Raw genomic sequence first — 16,530 nt, 5'->3', positions numbered from 1 at the left:
AAGCTGCAGCAGGAGGCGCGCTTCCCGGAAGCACAGAACATCGTCACGATCGACGGCTTGCGGGTGGAGTATGCGGACGGATTCGGGCTGGCGCGTTCGTCCAATACCACGCCGGTGGTGGTGATGCGCTTCGAGGGCGAATCGGCACAGGCACTGAAGCGCATCCAGGAGGAATTCCGGCGCGCCATCCTTGCCTGCAAGCCGGACTCCGCCTTGCCTTTCTGACGAAACCACTCGGTACCAACGTGAACATCCTGATCGTACGCGTATCCTCGCTCGGCGACGTGGTTCACAACATGCCGATGGTGGCTGATATCCGGCGCCATTTTCCCGACGCCACGATCGACTGGGTCGTCGAGGAGGCCTACGCGAGCCTCGTGCAGCTTAATACGGGCGTTCGTCATGTGATTCCGTTTGCGCTGCGGCGCTGGCGAAAGAGCTTGCTGTCGTCGCCAACGCGTGCCGAAATGGGCGCGTTCTACCGACGCTTGCGAGCCGAGTCCTATGACTTCGTATTCGATACGCAAGGCCTCCTGAAGACCGGCATTGTCATGCAGATGGCGCGTCTGGCCAGAGGCGGAAAGCGCGTTGGCCTTGCCAACGGCACGGAAGGCTCGGGCTATGAGGGGGCATCGCGGATTTTCCACACCATGAGCGTGCCGGTCGGATTGCGTACCCATGCGGTGCAGCGCGGACGGCTCGTTGCCGCAGCCGCGCTCGGCTATAAGGTCGACACGCCTGCTGATTTCAGCTTGCGCCAGCCGGATTTGCCGCAGCCGCCGTCATGGCTGCCCGACGCACCTTATGCGGCCTTCTTTCATGCGACGGCACGCGCTTCCAAGCAGTGGGCACCTGCCAACTGGGTTGCAACGGCACGCATGCTGCAAGCACGTGGCTTGCAGGTATTGCTGGCCTGGGGAAGCGAGACGGAAAGACAGGCGGCGCAGCAGCTTGCGGCACAAATGCCGAATGCGCGCGTGCTGCCAAAACTGTCGATGATGGAAGCTGTGTTCTTTGCGCAGCGTGCGGCGCTCGCTGTCGGGGTCGACACGGGATTGACGCATATTGCCGCCGCGTACAATCGTCCCACCATCGAGCTGTATTGCGATTCTCCGCGGTGGAAGACGGAAGGCGACTGGTCGCGCAATATCATCAATCTTGGCGACCAGGGAATGCCGCCCACCGTCGCGCAGGTCGATGCCGCCGTGACGGCGCTGCTCGGTGCGGCCAAGGGCATGGGTGGCAAGCAGGCCGATACGGCATAATGCGATCGGTCCGACATCGGACCGTACGAAAGAACACTGAACTGATGCGTTTTCTATATTCCCTCGCATGGTGGCTGGCGCTGCCTTTGGTCCTGGCAAGATTGTGGTCGCGTGGCCGCAAGGAGCCCGGATACCGTCAGCACCTGGGTGAACGCCTTGGCTTCTATAAAAACAGCGCACCCGCCAGCCGAGTGATCTGGGTGCACGCGGTATCCGTTGGGGAAACACGCGCCGCCGAACCGCTGATTGACGCCCTGCTGCGTGCGTACCCCGAACACGCCATCCTGCTCACGCACATGACGCCGACCGGACGCACGACCGGCAAGGCCTTGTTCGCAAAGCACGGTGCACGCGTGGTTCAGTCTTACCTGCCGTACGACACGGGGTGGATGGTCGGCAGATTCCTGCGCCACTTTGCGCCGCGCATCTGCATTCTGATGGAAACCGAGGTCTGGCCGAATGTGATGGCACAATGCGCCCGCCATCATGTCCCGGTGGCATTGGTCAACGCGCGCCTGTCCGAGCGTTCGCTCGTCAAGGCGCAAAGGCTGTCTGCGCTGATGTCCGAGGCAGCGCGCGCCTTTTCGTGCGTGGCAGCGCAAACCGAGGCCGACGCGCGCCGCTTGCGTTCCTTTGGCGCGCCGAATGTGCGTGTGACCGGCAGCATCAAGTTCGATGTCGCGCCGGACGAGAACATGCTGACGCGCGGCGCACGGCTCAGGGCGCAGATCGGCGCGCGGCCGGTGCTTCTGTGCGCGAGTACGCGGGAAGGGGAGGAGGCGCTGATTCTCGAGGCCTTGCCAACAGCGGCGTTGAATGATGCACTCGTCGTGATCGTGCCGCGTCACCCGCAACGCTTCGACGAAGTGGCGCGGCTGGTGCAAGCGCAAGGCCTGCGCTTATGCCGCAGGTCTGCGCTGGGCGAGGATGCTGTCGGGCCGGACGTCCGTATCCTGCTGGGGGACTCGATGGGGGAAATGTTTGCATACTACGCGGCATGCGACCTCGCATTCATCGGCGGCAGTCTGCTTCCGCTGGGTGGACAAAATCTGATCGAAGCCTGCGCGGTCGGCAAGCCGGTATTGATCGGGCCGCATACATTCAATTTCGCGACAGTGAGCGAGGACGCAATCGCCGCAGGTGCGGCATTGCGCGTCGCCGATGCCGGCGAGATGCTGAACGAGGCGGCGCGCCTGCTGCGATCCGAACATGCGCGCCTGGCGATGGGCGTCAACGCCGAAGCGTTCGCGCGGCAGCATCGCGGCGCCACCGAACGCACGATGGCGCTATTGAAGCCTCTTCTCGGTTAGCCTAGTCCTGTTTGCCCGACGCTTTCGCGCCGGTTTCCCCTGTACCGCCTCCAAGCGCCCGATAGAGGTCAATTGCATTCGTCAGGCGCAGCAACCTCGCCTGCACCAGTGCCTGCTCGGCGGAGAACAGTTCGCGTTGTGCGTCGAGCACATCCAGTGAGCTGGCGACGCCGTTCTGATAACGCAGGTCGGCCAGCTTCAGGCGTTCTGCCTGTGCGACTTGCACGGCGCGTTGCGCTTCGATCTGTTCCTCGAGTGCGCTGCGTGCAGTGAGGGCATCAGCGACCTCGCGAAATGCGGTTTGGATGCTCTTTTCGTACTCCGCCACGGCGACGTTGTTGCGCACTTCGGCCAGGCTGAGGCTGGCGCTGTTGCGGCCCGCATCGAAGATCGGCAGCAGCAACTGTGGCGTGAACGACCAGGTGCGTGAGCCTGCTTCAAACAACCCATCCAGCGCATTGCTGGCAGTGCCGATGCCCGCGGTCAGTGAAATGCGCGGGAAGAAGGCGGCGCGTGCGGCGCCGATGTTCGCGTTGGCCGCTTTCAAGCGCTGTTCGGCGGCGCGGATATCCGGTCGGCGTATCAGCAGGTCTGAGGGCAGGCCCGCGGGAATATCGGTGACGATGTCTTGCGAGTCGAGCGACTGCGCCGCCGGCAGGTTTGTCAGCGGTGTGCCCACCAGCAGCGTCAGCGCATTCACTGCCTGTGCGCGTTGCCGTGTGAGTGTGGCGAGCGACGCACGCGCGGTCTGCACCAGGATTTCATTCTGACGCAGGTCGAGCGCGGAGGATGCGCCGACATCGAAGCGCTGCCTGGCGAGCTTGTAGGCTTCGTCGCGGCTTTCAACAGTCTTGCGGGCGAGCTCGTATTGCTCGGCAAAAGCGCGCTCGGCAAGATAGGCTTTCGCGACTTCGGACACCAGTGAAATCCTTGCTGCTTGCGCAGCCTCTTCCGTAGCCAGGTATTGCGCCAGTGCGGCGTCGTTCAGGCTGCGCACGCGGCCGAAGAAATCCAGCTCGAAGGACGCCAGGCTGAGGCCGACCTGATAGCTGCTGTTGACGGTCGATCTGCCGCTCAGGGACAGGCTGGCGGGAGTGCGCGAGCGCGCGCCGCTGGCGGCGGCGTTCAGCGTCGGCAGCAGGTCGGCGGACTGGATGTTGTACTGTGCGCGTGCTTCCTCGATGCGCAAGGCCGCAATGCGCAGGTCGCGGTTGTTGGCCAGCGCAGTCTCGATCAAGGCTTGCAGCCTCTGATCCGGAAAGAACTCGCGCCAGCCGATCGCCGCGGCATTGTCGGCGGCCTGGCCGGTCTCTACCGGGTAGACGGTGGCGATCGGCGCATCCGGACGATGGAATGTCGGCGCGAGCGAACATCCCGTGACCAGACCCGCGGCTGCCAGCGATAGTGTCAATCGCTTAATCATCATTGTTCTCCTGTTGCATGTGCGCGGCGTACATCTGTCGTTGCCGCTCGCTGCCCTTGAAGATCTTGCGCACAACGACGAAGAACACCGGTACCAGAACGACTGCCAGCACCGTGGCGGTGATCATGCCGCCCATCACGCCTGTGCCGATCGCGCGCTGGCTTGCAGAGCCGGCGCCGGTCGCGATCGCCAGCGGCAGCACGCCAAGAATGAATGCGAGCGAGGTCATGATGATCGGGCGGAAACGCAAGTGAACCGCTTCCAGGGTGGCGTCGATCAGGGGTCTGCCTTGTGCCTGCAAGTCTTTCGCGAATTCGATGATCAGAATCGCGTTCTTCGCTGACAGGCCGATGATGGCAATCAGGCCGACCTTGAAGTACACGTCGTTCGGCATGCCGCGCAAGGTCGCACCGAGCAGGGCGCCGAGTACACCGAGCGGCACCACCAGCAATACCGAGAGCGGAATCGAGGAGCTTTCATACAATGCTGCCAGCACCAGGAATACCGCGATCAGCGACAGCGCAAACAGCGCGGGCGCTTGCGAGCCGGACGTCTTTTCTTCGCGGGAGCCGCCGGTCCATTCGTAGCCGAAGCCGGCCGGCAGTTGCTGAGCCAGTTTTTCCATTTCTGCCATCGCTTCGCCGGTGCTCCGTCCCGGCGCCGCATCACCGGAAATCTTCATCGCCGGATAGCCGTTGTAGCGGACCAGTTGCACTGGGCCGGTGTCCCATTTCGTGCTGGCGAACGCCGAGAACGGCACCATCGTGCCCTGCGTATTGCGCACATACAGGTTCAGCAAATCCTGTGGCTGCATCCGTTCGGGCGAGTCCGCTTGCAGGATCACGCGCTGTTGCCGGCCCGCACTGGGGAAATCATTCAGATAGGCCGAGCCGAAGGCATTCGACAAGGTGCTGTTGATGTCGGCGAAGGTAACGCCGAGCGCGTTGGCCTTGTCGCGATCGATGCGCAGTTCCAGTTGCGGTGTGTCTTCCAGTCCTTCCGGACGAACGCCTTGCAGTGCCGGGTTCTTCGCGGCCATGCCCAGCAACTGATTGCGCGCGGCCAATAGCGCTTCATGGCCGAGGCCGCCGCGGTCCTGCAGGCGGAAGGTGAAGCCTGTCGCATTGCCCAGCTCGCGAATCGGCGGCGGGTTGACCGGGAAGATGATGGCATCGCGGATTTGCGACAGCGCACCGAATGCGCGGCCGGCGATCTCGGTTGCGGATTCTCCCTTGCCGCGCTCGCTCCAGTCCTTCAGCGGCGTGAACACCAGGCCGGCGTTCTGGCCGCTGCCGGAGAAACTGAAACCGGTCACGGCGACCGTATGCTGGATCGACGATTGCTTCAGGTAATAATTTTCCACCTGCTTGATGACATCGAGTGTGCGGTTGACGCTTGCACCTGGCGGAAGCTGCACGTTGGTAATCAGATAGCCCTGGTCTTCGATCGGCAGGAAGGACGAGGGCAGTCTTGCATACAGAAACGCGACGCAGGCGATGATGGCGCCATAGATCGCCATGTAGCGGCCAGTCTTGCCGAGCATCCGACCGATCAGGCCCTGATAGTTGTTTGCCGTTCGGTGGAAGCCGCGATTGAACCAGCCGAAGAAACCTTTCTTTTCATGATGGTGGCCCGCCTCGACCGGCTTGAGCAGCGTCGCGCAGAGCGCCGGCGTCAGCGACAGGGCCATCAGCGCCGAGAAAAGCATCGACGAGACCATCGACAGCGAGAACTGGCGATAGATCGCACCGACCGCGCCGCCGAAGAATGCCATCGGGATGAACACTGCGACCAGCACCAGCGTGATGCCGATGATGGCGCCGGTGATCTGGCCCATCGCCTTGCGGGTGGCGTCACGTGGCGACAAGCCTTCCTCGCTCATGATGCGCTCGACGTTTTCCACCACCACGATCGCATCGTCAACCAGGATACCGATCGCCAGCACCATGCCGAACATGGTAAGCACGTTGATCGAGAAACCGAATGCGGCCATCATGCCGAAGGTACCCATCAGCGCAACCGGCACGACAATGGTCGGGATCAACGTGTAGCGGATATTCTGCAGGAACAGATACATCACCAGGAACACCAGCACGATGGCTTCAAGCAAGGTCTTGACCACTTCTTCAATGGAAATCTGTACGAAGAGTGAGGTGTCGTAGGGGATATCGTATTTGACGCCGGCCGGGAAATAACGCGAGAGCTCCTGCATCTTCGCACGCACCGCCTTGGCCGTTTCGAGCGCATTGGCGGTCGGGGAGAGCAGTACGCCGATGGCCGAGGTGGGCTTGCCGTCCAGCCGGGCCGATGTGGCATAGGCCTGGCCGCCGAGTTCGATGCGGGCCACGTCGCGCAGGCGAACCGTGGCGCCGCTCGCGCTGGCGCGCAACACGATGTTGCCGAACTGCTCGGGTGTCGCGAGCTGGCCGCTCACCACAACCTGGGCGGTGATCTGCTGCGAGTTCTGGTTCGGCGTGTCGCCCAGCGTGCCGGACGCGACCTGCGCATTCTGCGCGCGGATCGCGGCGGCGACGTCGGCCGGGGTCAGCTTGAAGCCGACCAGCTTGGCGGGGTCGATCCAGATGCGCATCGCATGTTCGGTGCCGAACAGCGTTGCATCGCCGACGCCGGGGATGCGCTTGATTTCGTTCAGGACATTGCGCGACAAGTAATCGCCCAGCGCCACCGGGTCCAGCCGGCCATCGGTGGAGGAAAGGGTGGTGAACAGCAGGAAGTTGCTGCGCGCCTTGGTCACCTGTACGCCCTGCTGCGCGACCGCTTGCGGCAGGCGCGACTCGACACGCTTGATGCGGTTCTGCACGTCGACGGCGGCGAGATCGGGATTGGTGCCCGGGAGGAAGGTGACGGTGATCTGCGTCTGGCCGTTCGCCTGGCTTTGCGACTCGATGTACTGCAAGCCCTCCGCGCCGTTCATTTCCTGTTCGATCAGGCTGGTGACGCTATCGTCAAGTGTGCGGGCAGATGCACCGGGGTAGGTTGCGGTAACAACAACCGACGGCGGTGCGATGGTCGGGTACTGCGAAATCGGCAAGCGGGTGATCGAGATCGAGCCCGCCAGCAGGATGAAGAGCGCAATCACCCAAGCGAATACGGGGCGGTCAATAAAGAACTTTGCCATCTGGCGGATTCCTTGCTTAAGGTTTTTTTGCGGGCTGCGAAGTAGTGCTTGAAGTAGCGCTTGATGCTGTACCGGCGTCCGAGCCGGCTCCGGAATTCTTCCACGGTACCGGTTTCACGCTTGCGCCCGGTTTTGCTTTCTGAAGACCTTCGACGATGACCTGGTCGCCCGCCTTCAAGCCTTGCAGCACGATCCATTTGTCATTCTGTGCCGAGCCTGTCTTGATGGTTCGCGTGCTCACCTTGCCGTCCGGGCCGACCAGCATGACTGACGCTTCGTCCTGGTTGCGGATGACAGCCTGTTGCGGGACCGTGATGGCCTTTTCGTCAACCGCCTGTTCCAGTCGCGCCCGTGCATACATGCCGGGGAGCAGGAAGCGGTCGGGATTGGGGAACTTGGCGCGCAGCGTGACGGCGCCGGTGCCTTCATCGACGCTCATGTCCGAGAACAGCAGTTTGCCCGAGTGGGAATACGAAGTGCCGTCTTCCATGACCAGGGTCACCTTTGCCTGGTCCGGTCCGACGCGCTTGAGCTGGCCGCTCTCCATCGCACGCCGGAGTTGCAGCAATTCGGACGCGGATTGCGTCAAGTTGACGTAGATAGGATCGACCTGCTGGATCATTGCCAGCGGAGTTGCCTCGCCTTGTCCGACCAGCGCGCCTTCGGTGACCAGTGCGCGGCCGATGCGGCCGGAGATGGGCGCCTTGACCGTGGCATAGCCGAGGTTCAGGCGTGCGGTCTCGACAGCGGCCTTAGCCGCTGCCATATCGGCGGTGGTCTGCTTCTGCGCGGTCAACGCGTCGTCATATTCCTGTTTGCTGATGGCATTGGTGTCGACCAGAGGCTTGTAGCGCTGCACCTTCAGGTTGGCCTGGGCTTGGTTGGCCTCGGCTCTTGCCAGCGTCGCTTGCGCACTGTTGTAGTTAGCCTGAAAGGGTGCCGGATCGATCTGGAACAAGACCTCGCCCGCCTTCACGTCGCTGCCTTCCTGGAAGGTTCGTTTGAGCACGATGCCGGGCACGCGTGCGCGGACCTGCGCGACGCGCGTCGCTTCCAGCCGTCCGGGCAGTTCCGTTGTCATGACAATGCGCTCTGGCGCGACCGTCACGACCGATACTTCGGGCGGCGGCATGCCGGGGCCGGGTGCCTGCGCGGCCGCGTTCTTCTCACCACATCCGGTCATGCCGAACGCCATCAAAATAATCGCGACAACTGCTGAAAAACGGCTCACTGAAGTCATAAGTAACTCGCAGAACAATAAGAAGGCCTCCGTCGTTACGACGGTCGGACGGCAAGACCAGGGAAAATTCCGGAAGAGGGGATTTCAGGCCGGAAAGCCCCGCACGATCGGTTGGATTGTAAGCAAACCTTACTTATTTTATCGAAAACCTTTCGATCCTGTTTGCACTTTCCAATCAGTAGACAAAATGCTATTGAGCGCGCCAGCACTGTGCCGACAGCGACAGCTTGTCAGAAACGGATTCAGTTTTCGTAATCCCGAGCCGCGGACTCGGGTAAAATATTGACGCCCGGCATCTTTTGTAAATGCCCCGCCACATTGCGGAAGTGACCGGATAGTGGAGTCCCTGACGGGACGCGCTCGCCAATTCGAGCAAGGGTGGAGAACATGCCGAACCAGTTGATTTGTTCCTTGTCGTCGCTTCCGCTGCGACGCATCGGCGGCCTTTGCGCGTTTGCTGTTGCGATGGCGGGGCAAAACGATGCACAGGCCGTGTCCAGCGAGTTGGATCTTGCGGCACTACCGATCGAACAACTCCTCACCCTCGAAGTCTATAGCGCATCAAAGTTCGTGCAAAAGGTTAGCGACGCGCCGTCGGCAGTGTCCGTCGTCTCCGCGGCCGATATCAAGGCCTTCGGCTGGCGGACGCTTGCCGATATCCTGCGCAGCATGCGCGGCCTGTACGTCACCAATGACCGCAATTACAGTTACCTGGGCGCGCGGGGTTTCTTGCGCCCAGGGGATTACAACACGCGTTTCCTGCTGCTGGTGGATGGCGTTCGCAACAATGATGCGCTGTATGACCAGGCCTCGATCGGCAGCGAATTCATGCTGGACGTCGATCTGATCGAACGCGTGGAGTTCGCGCCCGGCCCGGGCTCTTCAATCTACGGCGCCAATGCCTTTTTTGGCGTCATCAATATCATCACCAAGCGCGGCCGCGACCTGCACGGGGCGCAGGCATCGGTGCAAGCCGGCAGTTACGGCGCCAGCAAAGCGCGGGCAAGCTATGGCATGCGCGGCGAGAACGGCGCCGAGTGGCTGTTGTCGGCCAGTGCCTTCCACGATCGCGGGGCCGATCTCTACTTCCGCGAATTCGATTCGCCCGCGACCAATAATGGCATCGCCCGAAATCTCGACTACGACCGTGGCAATAGCGTGTTCGTCAAGGGGGCGCTCGGACCTTTCAGCCTGTCTGCGGCGCACAGCGAGCGCACCAAGGGAATTCCGACGGCGTCATTCAGCCAGGCATTCAACGACCCGCGCTCATACAGCGTGGATACGCAGAGCGTCATCGACTTCGGCTATCGGACCACGCTCGCTGACCAGAGCGAGTTTTCATCCCGTCTGTACGGCGGCCGGTATGACTATCGCGGCGATTATGCCTACGATTATCCGCCGTTGACCATCAACCGCGATGGTGCGGGAGCGCGCTGGTGGGGCGCCGAGGCGAAACTGATGGTGACGCGATATGCGGGCCACAAGCTGATAGGCGGCGTCGAGTATCAGCAGGACTATCGGCGCGACCAGTTCAACTTCGACCTTGATCCCTATTCGGCCTACCTGGACGACCACAGGACCGGCAATCGGGCAGGCGTGTACCTGCAGGACGAAATCACGCTGCGCAATGACCTGCTGCTCAATGCCGGCATTCGCTATGACCATATTTCTTCGACCGACGGCACCTTCAATCCCCGGCTTGCTCTGATTTACAAGGCGGCGCCGGCAACGACGCTCAAGGCTTTGTACGGCACCGCATTTCGCGCACCGAACACTTACGAAATGTACTATGAGGTTCTCAGCGCCGGAGGACAGAAATCCAATCCGGACCTGAAGGCCGAGCGCATCCGCACCTACGAATTGATCGCGGAACATCATCTTGCAACCGACGCGCGTATCACCGCATCCTTATTCCGAAACACGGTATCGGACCTGATCACACAAACCATGGATCCCTCCGACGGATTGCTGGTGTTCAGGAATCTGTCGCGTGCGAGGGCGCATGGCGCGGAGCTTGAATTTGAAAAGGCATGGAGCGGCGGCACACGGCTGCGGACGAGCTATAGCTGGCAGATAACCCGCGATGAGCTGACCGATACCGAGCTTGCCAACTCGCCGCGCCATCTGGCAAAACTCAACCTGTCCGCGCCGGTCTTCCAACTCGGCTGGCGTGTCGGACTGGAAGGGCAGTATGTCGGCAGGCGAAAGACCCTGTCGAGCGAAACCGGTGGCTACTGGCTTGCCAACATGACCTTGTCGTCAATGCGGCTAGCGCCCGGCGTGGAATTGTCGGCAAGCGCGTACAACCTGTTTGATCGGCGTTACGCCGACCCCGGCGCCGAAGAGCATGTGCAGGATGCGATCGTGCAGGACGGACGCACGCTTCGACTCAAGCTGCTTATCGACTTCTGATATGAAACGCGGGCTGAAACGCTGCATGGCACGATGTCTGGCGACTGCACTGATGCTGCTGCCCTTGGTCCTGTCAGCGCAGCCGGTCCCGGAGTATGAGCTGAAGGCCGCGTTCGTTTATAACTTCGCGCTGTTCACCGAGTGGCCGGCTGAACTTGCTTTTGAAGGTGGCGCCATGAATATCTGCATCAATCCGGTGAGCGCGCTTCGCCAACCGCTCGGGGGGCTGAGAGAGAAATTGATCAAGGGCAAGCGCATCGTCATCAGGCAAGTCGACACAATAAGCGGCCTGCACGGTTGCCAGGTATTGTTCCTCGACAGCAGCGACCGCGAACACTGGAGCGACATCAGGAAGGCGCTCGCAGATTCCAGCGTGCTCACGATCACGGATGACGAAGAAATAGCGCACGACGGAAGCATCATCGCATTGTCGGCCGAACAAAATCGGATTGTGTTCGACATCAATCTGCGCGCCGCGCGGCAGGCGCGCCTGGTATTGAGCTCCAAGTTGCTGCGTTTGGCGCGGACGGTGCAATGAGCAAGCTGCCTTCAATCGGTTCACCGCGAATCGGCCGCTGGATGACCCTCGCCAATCTGGCGACAGCGGCAACTGCGTTGCTGGTGGCCAGCTTCCTGCTGATCCTGTTTCAATTCCTCGCCTTGCGCAGGACCTTGATCGAAGATATCGGGGTGCAGGCCCGGATCATCAGCGAAAACAGCACAGCGGCGCTCCTCTTCAACGATAGCCAGGCCAGCACCGAAACGCTCGCGATACTCGACGCGTCTCCCGCTATCCAGGCCGCCGGCATCTTCAACCTCGAGGGCAAGCGGCTGGCATCCTACCGTCGTGATGGCGCGGAGCCGGTCCTTGCGCCGCCACTTTCACTGGTCGAGGCAGGTCATGAATTCCGCCTCGATCACGTGGAACTGGCGAGGCGCATCGATATCGACGGCCGCGGCATCGGTTATGTCGTCTTGCGCGCCAACCTGGGTCAACTGTATGCCCGCCTGGCCAGCTACGCCGGGTTGACGCTGATGGTCGCGCTGGGCTCGCTCGCGGTCGCCTACCTGCTGGTGGCGCGCATGCGCAGGTTGGTCAAAAGCGCCGAAGCGCATCTTCACTACCTTGCCCATATCGATCCGGTAACCGGACTGCCGAATCGACATGCATTCAACGAAAGGCTTTCATCGGCGCTGGCGAAAGTGAATCAATCCGGCGGCAGCATCGGATTGCTGCTGCTCGACCTCGATAACTTCAAGATCGTCAACGACACCCTGGGCCATCACAGCGGCGACCTGCTACTAAAACTGGTGGCGCAACGGCTGCTTGAATGCATGCGGCGCGGCGATGTCATCTGCCGTATCGGCGGTGACGAGTTCGCGGTCATTCTCGACGTCGCCTCCGGAAGCGACAGCACTTCGGTGGCGGAAAAAATCCTTGTGACGCTGGCCCCGCCTTTCGATGTGGATGTGCACGAGATTTACGTTACTGCGAGCATCGGCATCAGCATGTTTCCCGAAGATGCGGGTGACCTGGAAACCCTCACGCGAAACGCCGATACCGCGATGTACCAGGCCAAGGGCAAGGGCAAGAACGCCTGCGAGAAATTCCATCCTGAACTCGACCAGCGCGTACAGAAGCGCCTGTCGCTCGAGACCAAGCTGCGCAAGGCGCTTGAGCGCGGCGAACTGGCGCTGTACTACCAGCCGCAAATCAGGTTGAGTGATGGCAAGCTGGTCGGATTGGAGGCTCTGCTGCGCTGGCAGCATCCCGAGCTGGGCATGGTCAGCCCGAATGAATTCATCCCGGTGGCGGAGGACAGCGGCCTCATCGTGCCGATCGGGCGCTGGACGCTGCGAGCAGCCTGCCGGCAAGTGGCGGCATGGCGCGAAGCCGGCCTTGGCGCAATTCAGGTGTCGGTCAACCTCTCCGCGCGCCAGACCAAGGACCCTCTCCTGATGCATGACATCCTCGCCGCGCTGCGCGAGAACGAGGTATCCCCCAATCAGCTCGAACTGGAAATCACCGAAACCGTGCTGATGGAAAACGTGCATGCCAATGTCGACTTGCTCAACCGGCTGCAGACGGCGGGCATTCGCTTGTCCATCGACGATTTCGGCACCGGCTATTCGTCGATGGCCTACCTGAAGCGATTCCCCATCGATCAGGTCAAGATCGACCGCACTTTCGTGCATGGCATTCCCGGCGATCGCGACGACGAAGCGATCACCTCCGCCATCATCGCCATGGCGCATGGCCTGGGATTATCCGTTGTTGCGGAAGGTGTGGAGACCGGCCTCCAGCTTGAATTCCTGCGCAAGGCCGGTTGCGACATCATGCAAGGCTACTATTTTTCCGAGCCTCAGCCGCCGGAGTTGATGGCCGATTTTCTCAAGAACCAGGTGGCCTTGCGCGAGTCCGAGTCATTTTCTCCCTGATTGACCTGGACCGGTGCTGTAAACGCCAGACGTGCTGCATCTGATTACATCAGCTCGCGCCAGTAGATGCGCCTCCACGTTGCGGGGGCCGGACTCGTAACCGGAGGCTCATGAATGATCGGGCTGGTGAAGGTCTGGTCGGACAGGCGAATCACGCCACGCTTTTCATTGGCGGTCTTGACGACCACGGGCCGGCTTGCGAGTGCGAAACCAATGAAGGAGATGCTGGGGTAATAATTGGTCGCTGCGGACGTGGTGGCGACCGCTCCGCCGTTGCTGGCGTCGACGTTGACGAATGAACTGGATCCGCCTGGATCACACACCTGGTTGGTGGGGGTATTGAGCGTCAATACCAATGCGCCGCCCGAGGTCAGTTGTGGATGCGTGACGGAACGGGAATTGGCAATGGGGAAATCGAAATACCATCCGCTCTGGGAGGCGCTGACCGTGTAATGCGTGCCGGTGTAGTTTCCATCGGTAGCAGATCCCTGGCTCTGGCAGACAAACGCGCCGTCGCCGCCACCATCCGGGCAGGATGCGCCATTGCTGCCACGGATATTGGGCAGCGGTGGGGTGGCGATCGTTGTATTGTCGATGATGCCGTACAGCGACTGGGTTTGGGTTGCGAAGCTGTTGACCGTGCCGTTGCCGGGGATGTCGGTATCGCCGAGGTAAAGACCGGTTCCGGCATACACGAAATACTTGCTGGATGAACCGGTGACACGACCGACTGCGGGCGCGGTTGAAACGGGTTGAATATTCCCGGCGCCGTCCCGCAGTACTGCAATCTTCGCAGCCGTCCAAGTGGATAAATCAAAGCGCCAGACATTTCCCAGCAAATCGCCGCCATAGACCTGATTGATCACATCTCCTGGTGCGGCCGTACTCAGTTTCGAAATGTGGGCAAGTCCGGCGGGATTGGACGCGCTGCCGACGCCTGTGTCGATGGTGTGCACGACAGCGCCGGTGAGCGGGTTGAGTGCGAAGACCTTCCCGGAACCGTCACTGTTGTTCAATCCGGAGCTTACCAGTACCACCCATCCGCTTGGGGACTTGACGATCAGCGGCGTGCCATAACTGTATCCAACGCTCCCGCTTACGCTGGAAGCGCTGGCCGGGAATTCCCATTTGACCTTGCCTGCCAGAGAGCTTTCGTTGCCTGCCGAATAAGAGGTGACATCCAGCGCGTAATAGCCCTTTCCACCTTTACCCAAGCCGCCGACCAACAGCTTCGTCGTTGATCCGGAATCTGAAATATCCGCAACGGCCGGTGTCGCATCCACCAGGTACTTGTGCGTGTAGCTTGGGTCGGCCAATCCTCCACCGGTATTGCCCAAGCTGTCCCAAATCATCTTTGGTACATATGCCCATAGTTCCTGACCGGCGGAAGAGGCGCATGATGCGCTTGGGGAGCCGCATCCGTTAAAGATGTGCAGCATACCGTCGTTGGCGGCCTGGAAGACGACCGGCGTTCCATCGCCATATTTGACCACCACGGGTTCGGCGTTGATGATGTCGCCGAGCAGGTTTTTCCGGCGGCGGAAATTCACGCCATCTTCATTAGTCCTGTCACCTCGCAGGTAATTGATCAGATCCGTGTTGTTCGAGCTGCTGATAGTAACGTTAGTCGGACGAAATGGTGTGCCGGCACTTCCGCTGAAAGTCATGATCTTGCGACTGGTGGCCGGAGAGGCAAGGGCGTCGAGCTTCGCCTGTGCCGACCATAACGCCGTGGAGCTCGGAATACCGGTGGTGGTGTCGATGGTATATGCCTGAAGATCGCCAACCCAATAACCCGAGTTATAACTGGATGCGTAGGCTGTGTTGTCGACTGTCAGCTGCGTGTTCACCACGGCGACGGCGGCCGAGGCGCTGTCCTTGGCGAATGCATCGTTCATCGCGCTGTTGAACGCCGCTACCAATTCCGCCGAGTTCCCTGCGGTCGCGAAAATGCCACCGCCCTCAGCCGCGGTCTCTTTCAGCAGCGGATCGTTTTTCGCCTGGTCGTCGGCGAATCCGACAGTGTAAGTGCGGATATTGTTCTTCTTGCTGCGGCCTTGAGGTGCGGTCAAATCCGGGCGCAGGTCGATTTCGTACAAAGCCTTTGCAACATCGTTCAAGTAGTCCGAGCCGGCAGGTTCGTAACTGTGAACGCCGGGACCGATATGTCCGGGGTGATTTGAGGCAGCGCTGCCGGTTTTCTTGTCATAGGCTTTGGCGCCGCTCGTCGTGCAGCCGCCGGAATCTCCGTCGTAGTCGCACAGATAGGAATTGGTCGAGAGCGCCTGGTCCGACTGCGGGCGGCCGTCTGTCATCAGGATTGCATAGTTTCGCTGGCACCAGTACTGAACCGGGCCACCCGATGTCGGCGCTCCGGCGAGCTTGTGCGGCGTACTGCCGCCCTGTTTGAACACATTGGAGACCGAGGCAACTGTCGGGGTGCTTGCGTCGGGGTGAAGCTTCAGATTCCCCGTGTACGGGATCGTGAAGTAGTGGCCGATGTCGGCGAGGGTCTCCGAGAGCGGGGTGCTGCCTGCTGCAGATAATCCTGCGATGCTGGTTGTCAAGTTGGCCAGATGCGTGGCATCGAGATCCGCTACGTCTCTAAGCAGCACACCTCCCTCGCTTCCGTTGGCTCCGTTGTAGGTCGCAAGACCTACTCTCGCCTTGGCTTTCACGGGCGAAGTCTTGAGAGGGATTGCGCTTAATACCGCCGACGCGCTGTCTTTTGCTATTTCCAGGCGCGTTTTCGTACCAGTTTTGCGACCGCTCGCATAGTCGAGAGCCGCCGCCGCGCCGAAATACCAGTTCAGGTAATTGCCGCTATAGACTGAATCGAGATAGGTGCCGGGTGTCTTGCACGTTGTGTTGCCCGAGCCGCATGTCGACTCGGAATCCGCGAGCAGGCGGAAATTGTAATACTTTGTGGCGTCAAAGCAGACTTGGCCGGTGCCGGTACCGAACTTGTAAGACGTCGATCCGCTCTTGAACGATACCGTTCCATCGCTCTTGATGATGATGTCATACGTCGGTGAGCTCGGAGGATTGGTCGGATCAGTGAATCCGCTGGAAACCAGCTTTGAGTTTGGGCAGCTCAGGTAGGGGGTCGACGCCGAGTAGGGCGTATCCGGAACGATGTTACTCATCGAACCGGAATTGTCGATCATGTACATGAAGTTCGGCGGTACATTGTTCTTTACCGCCATCGGCATATCGGAAATATCGGTCGTGCCCGCGTAGGCATTCAGCGCCGCCGCGACAAGCAACCCTGCGCTAAAAAAACGCATGCAAGATCTCCTCGG

The 16,530-nt window shown here is 60.9% G+C and carries 9 protein-coding genes and 1 pseudogene; 6 read left to right on the top strand and 4 right to left on the bottom strand.

Features of this window, described 5'->3' with window-relative positions; genetic code table 11:
- From E6W33_RS23775 to waaA, 3 genes and pseudogenes are all read left to right on the top strand, one after another.
- Positions 1-225 (top strand): annotated as a pseudogene (locus E6W33_RS23775) (phosphomannomutase/phosphoglucomutase); the annotation flags it as partial.
- Between the two features lie 20 nt (positions 226-245).
- Entirely contained in the window at positions 246-1,265 is a 1,020-nt protein-coding gene (gene waaC / locus E6W33_RS23770; RefSeq protein ID WP_136419855.1) for a lipopolysaccharide heptosyltransferase I, read from the top strand.
- Between the two features lie 44 nt (positions 1,266-1,309).
- On the top strand, positions 1,310-2,575 hold the full coding sequence (gene waaA, locus E6W33_RS23765; protein ID WP_136419854.1) for a lipid IV(A) 3-deoxy-D-manno-octulosonic acid transferase: 1,266 nt from the start codon (positions 1,310-1,312) through the stop codon (positions 2,573-2,575).
- Between the two features lies 1 nt (position 2,576).
- On the opposite strand, the gene E6W33_RS23760 is transcribed toward waaA, so the two are convergent.
- From E6W33_RS23760 to E6W33_RS23750, 3 genes are read right to left on the bottom strand one after another with little or no spacing between them, the layout of a single operon-like run.
- Entirely contained in the window at positions 2,577-3,998 is a 1,422-nt protein-coding gene (locus tag E6W33_RS23760; RefSeq protein ID WP_282183713.1) for an efflux transporter outer membrane subunit, read from the bottom strand.
- Positions 3,991-7,137: an efflux RND transporter permease subunit gene (locus E6W33_RS23755; protein ID WP_136419852.1), complete on the bottom strand. Its 3,147-nt coding sequence runs from the start codon at positions 7,135-7,137 to the stop codon at positions 3,991-3,993. Before E6W33_RS23755 ends, E6W33_RS23760 begins: the two co-directional genes overlap by 8 nt.
- Positions 7,138-7,153: 16 nt before the next feature.
- Positions 7,154-8,332: an efflux RND transporter periplasmic adaptor subunit gene (locus E6W33_RS23750; protein WP_282183712.1), complete on the bottom strand. Its 1,179-nt coding sequence runs from the start codon at positions 8,330-8,332 to the stop codon at positions 7,154-7,156.
- A 432-nt stretch (positions 8,333-8,764) separates the two neighbouring features.
- Here E6W33_RS23750 and E6W33_RS23745 point away from each other — a divergent pair, with 432 nt between their 5' ends.
- Genes E6W33_RS23745 through E6W33_RS23735 form a run of 3 tightly spaced genes read left to right on the top strand, consistent with a single transcriptional unit; the run spans position 8,765 to position 13,228 of the window.
- On the top strand, positions 8,765-10,789 hold the full coding sequence (locus E6W33_RS23745) for a TonB-dependent receptor (RefSeq protein ID WP_247869763.1): 2,025 nt from the start codon (positions 8,765-8,767) through the stop codon (positions 10,787-10,789).
- 25 nt (positions 10,790-10,814) lie between these two features.
- Positions 10,815-11,327, top strand: a complete 513-nt coding sequence (locus E6W33_RS23740) for a YfiR family protein (protein ID WP_168798741.1) — start codon at positions 10,815-10,817, stop codon at positions 11,325-11,327.
- Positions 11,324-13,228 carry an EAL domain-containing protein gene (locus E6W33_RS23735; RefSeq protein ID WP_136419849.1) on the top strand — a complete coding sequence of 635 codons (1,905 nt, stop codon included), beginning with the start codon at positions 11,324-11,326 and terminating at the stop codon, positions 13,226-13,228. The genes E6W33_RS23740 and E6W33_RS23735 overlap by 4 nt, the downstream gene beginning before the upstream one ends.
- Positions 13,229-13,272: 44 nt before the next feature.
- Here the strand turns inward: E6W33_RS23735 and E6W33_RS23730 are convergent, their stop codons facing one another.
- Positions 13,273-16,515, bottom strand: coding sequence for a PilC/PilY family type IV pilus protein (locus E6W33_RS23730; RefSeq protein ID WP_168798740.1), 3,243 nt, complete (start codon positions 16,513-16,515; stop codon positions 13,273-13,275).
- Positions 16,516-16,530: the final 15 nt, after the last annotated feature.

Source organism: Herbaspirillum sp. ST 5-3, assembly GCF_004804275.1.
In the GTDB taxonomy this organism is placed as follows: domain Bacteria; phylum Pseudomonadota; class Gammaproteobacteria; order Burkholderiales; family Burkholderiaceae_D; genus Noviherbaspirillum.
This window is presented reverse-complemented; position numbering and strand designations above follow the sequence as displayed.

Coding starts and splice junctions, on each gene's coding strand:
- waaA (WP_136419854.1), top strand. CDS start 1,310: ATGCGTTTTCTATATTCCCTCGCATGGTGGCTGGCGCTGCCTTTGGTC.
- E6W33_RS23760 (WP_282183713.1), bottom strand. CDS start 3,998: ATGATTAAGCGATTGACACTATCGCTGGCAGCCGCGGGTCTGGTCACG.
- E6W33_RS23755 (WP_136419852.1), bottom strand. CDS start 7,137: ATGGCAAAGTTCTTTATTGACCGCCCCGTATTCGCTTGGGTGATTGCG.
- E6W33_RS23750 (WP_282183712.1), bottom strand. CDS start 8,332: ATGGCGTTCGGCATGACCGGATGTGGTGAGAAGAACGCGGCCGCGCAG.
- E6W33_RS23745 (WP_247869763.1), top strand. CDS start 8,765: ATGCCGAACCAGTTGATTTGTTCCTTGTCGTCGCTTCCGCTGCGACGC.
- E6W33_RS23740 (WP_168798741.1), top strand. CDS start 10,815: ATGGCACGATGTCTGGCGACTGCACTGATGCTGCTGCCCTTGGTCCTG.
- E6W33_RS23735 (WP_136419849.1), top strand. CDS start 11,324: ATGAGCAAGCTGCCTTCAATCGGTTCACCGCGAATCGGCCGCTGGATG.
- E6W33_RS23730 (WP_168798740.1), bottom strand. CDS start 16,515: ATGCGTTTTTTTAGCGCAGGGTTGCTTGTCGCGGCGGCGCTGAATGCC.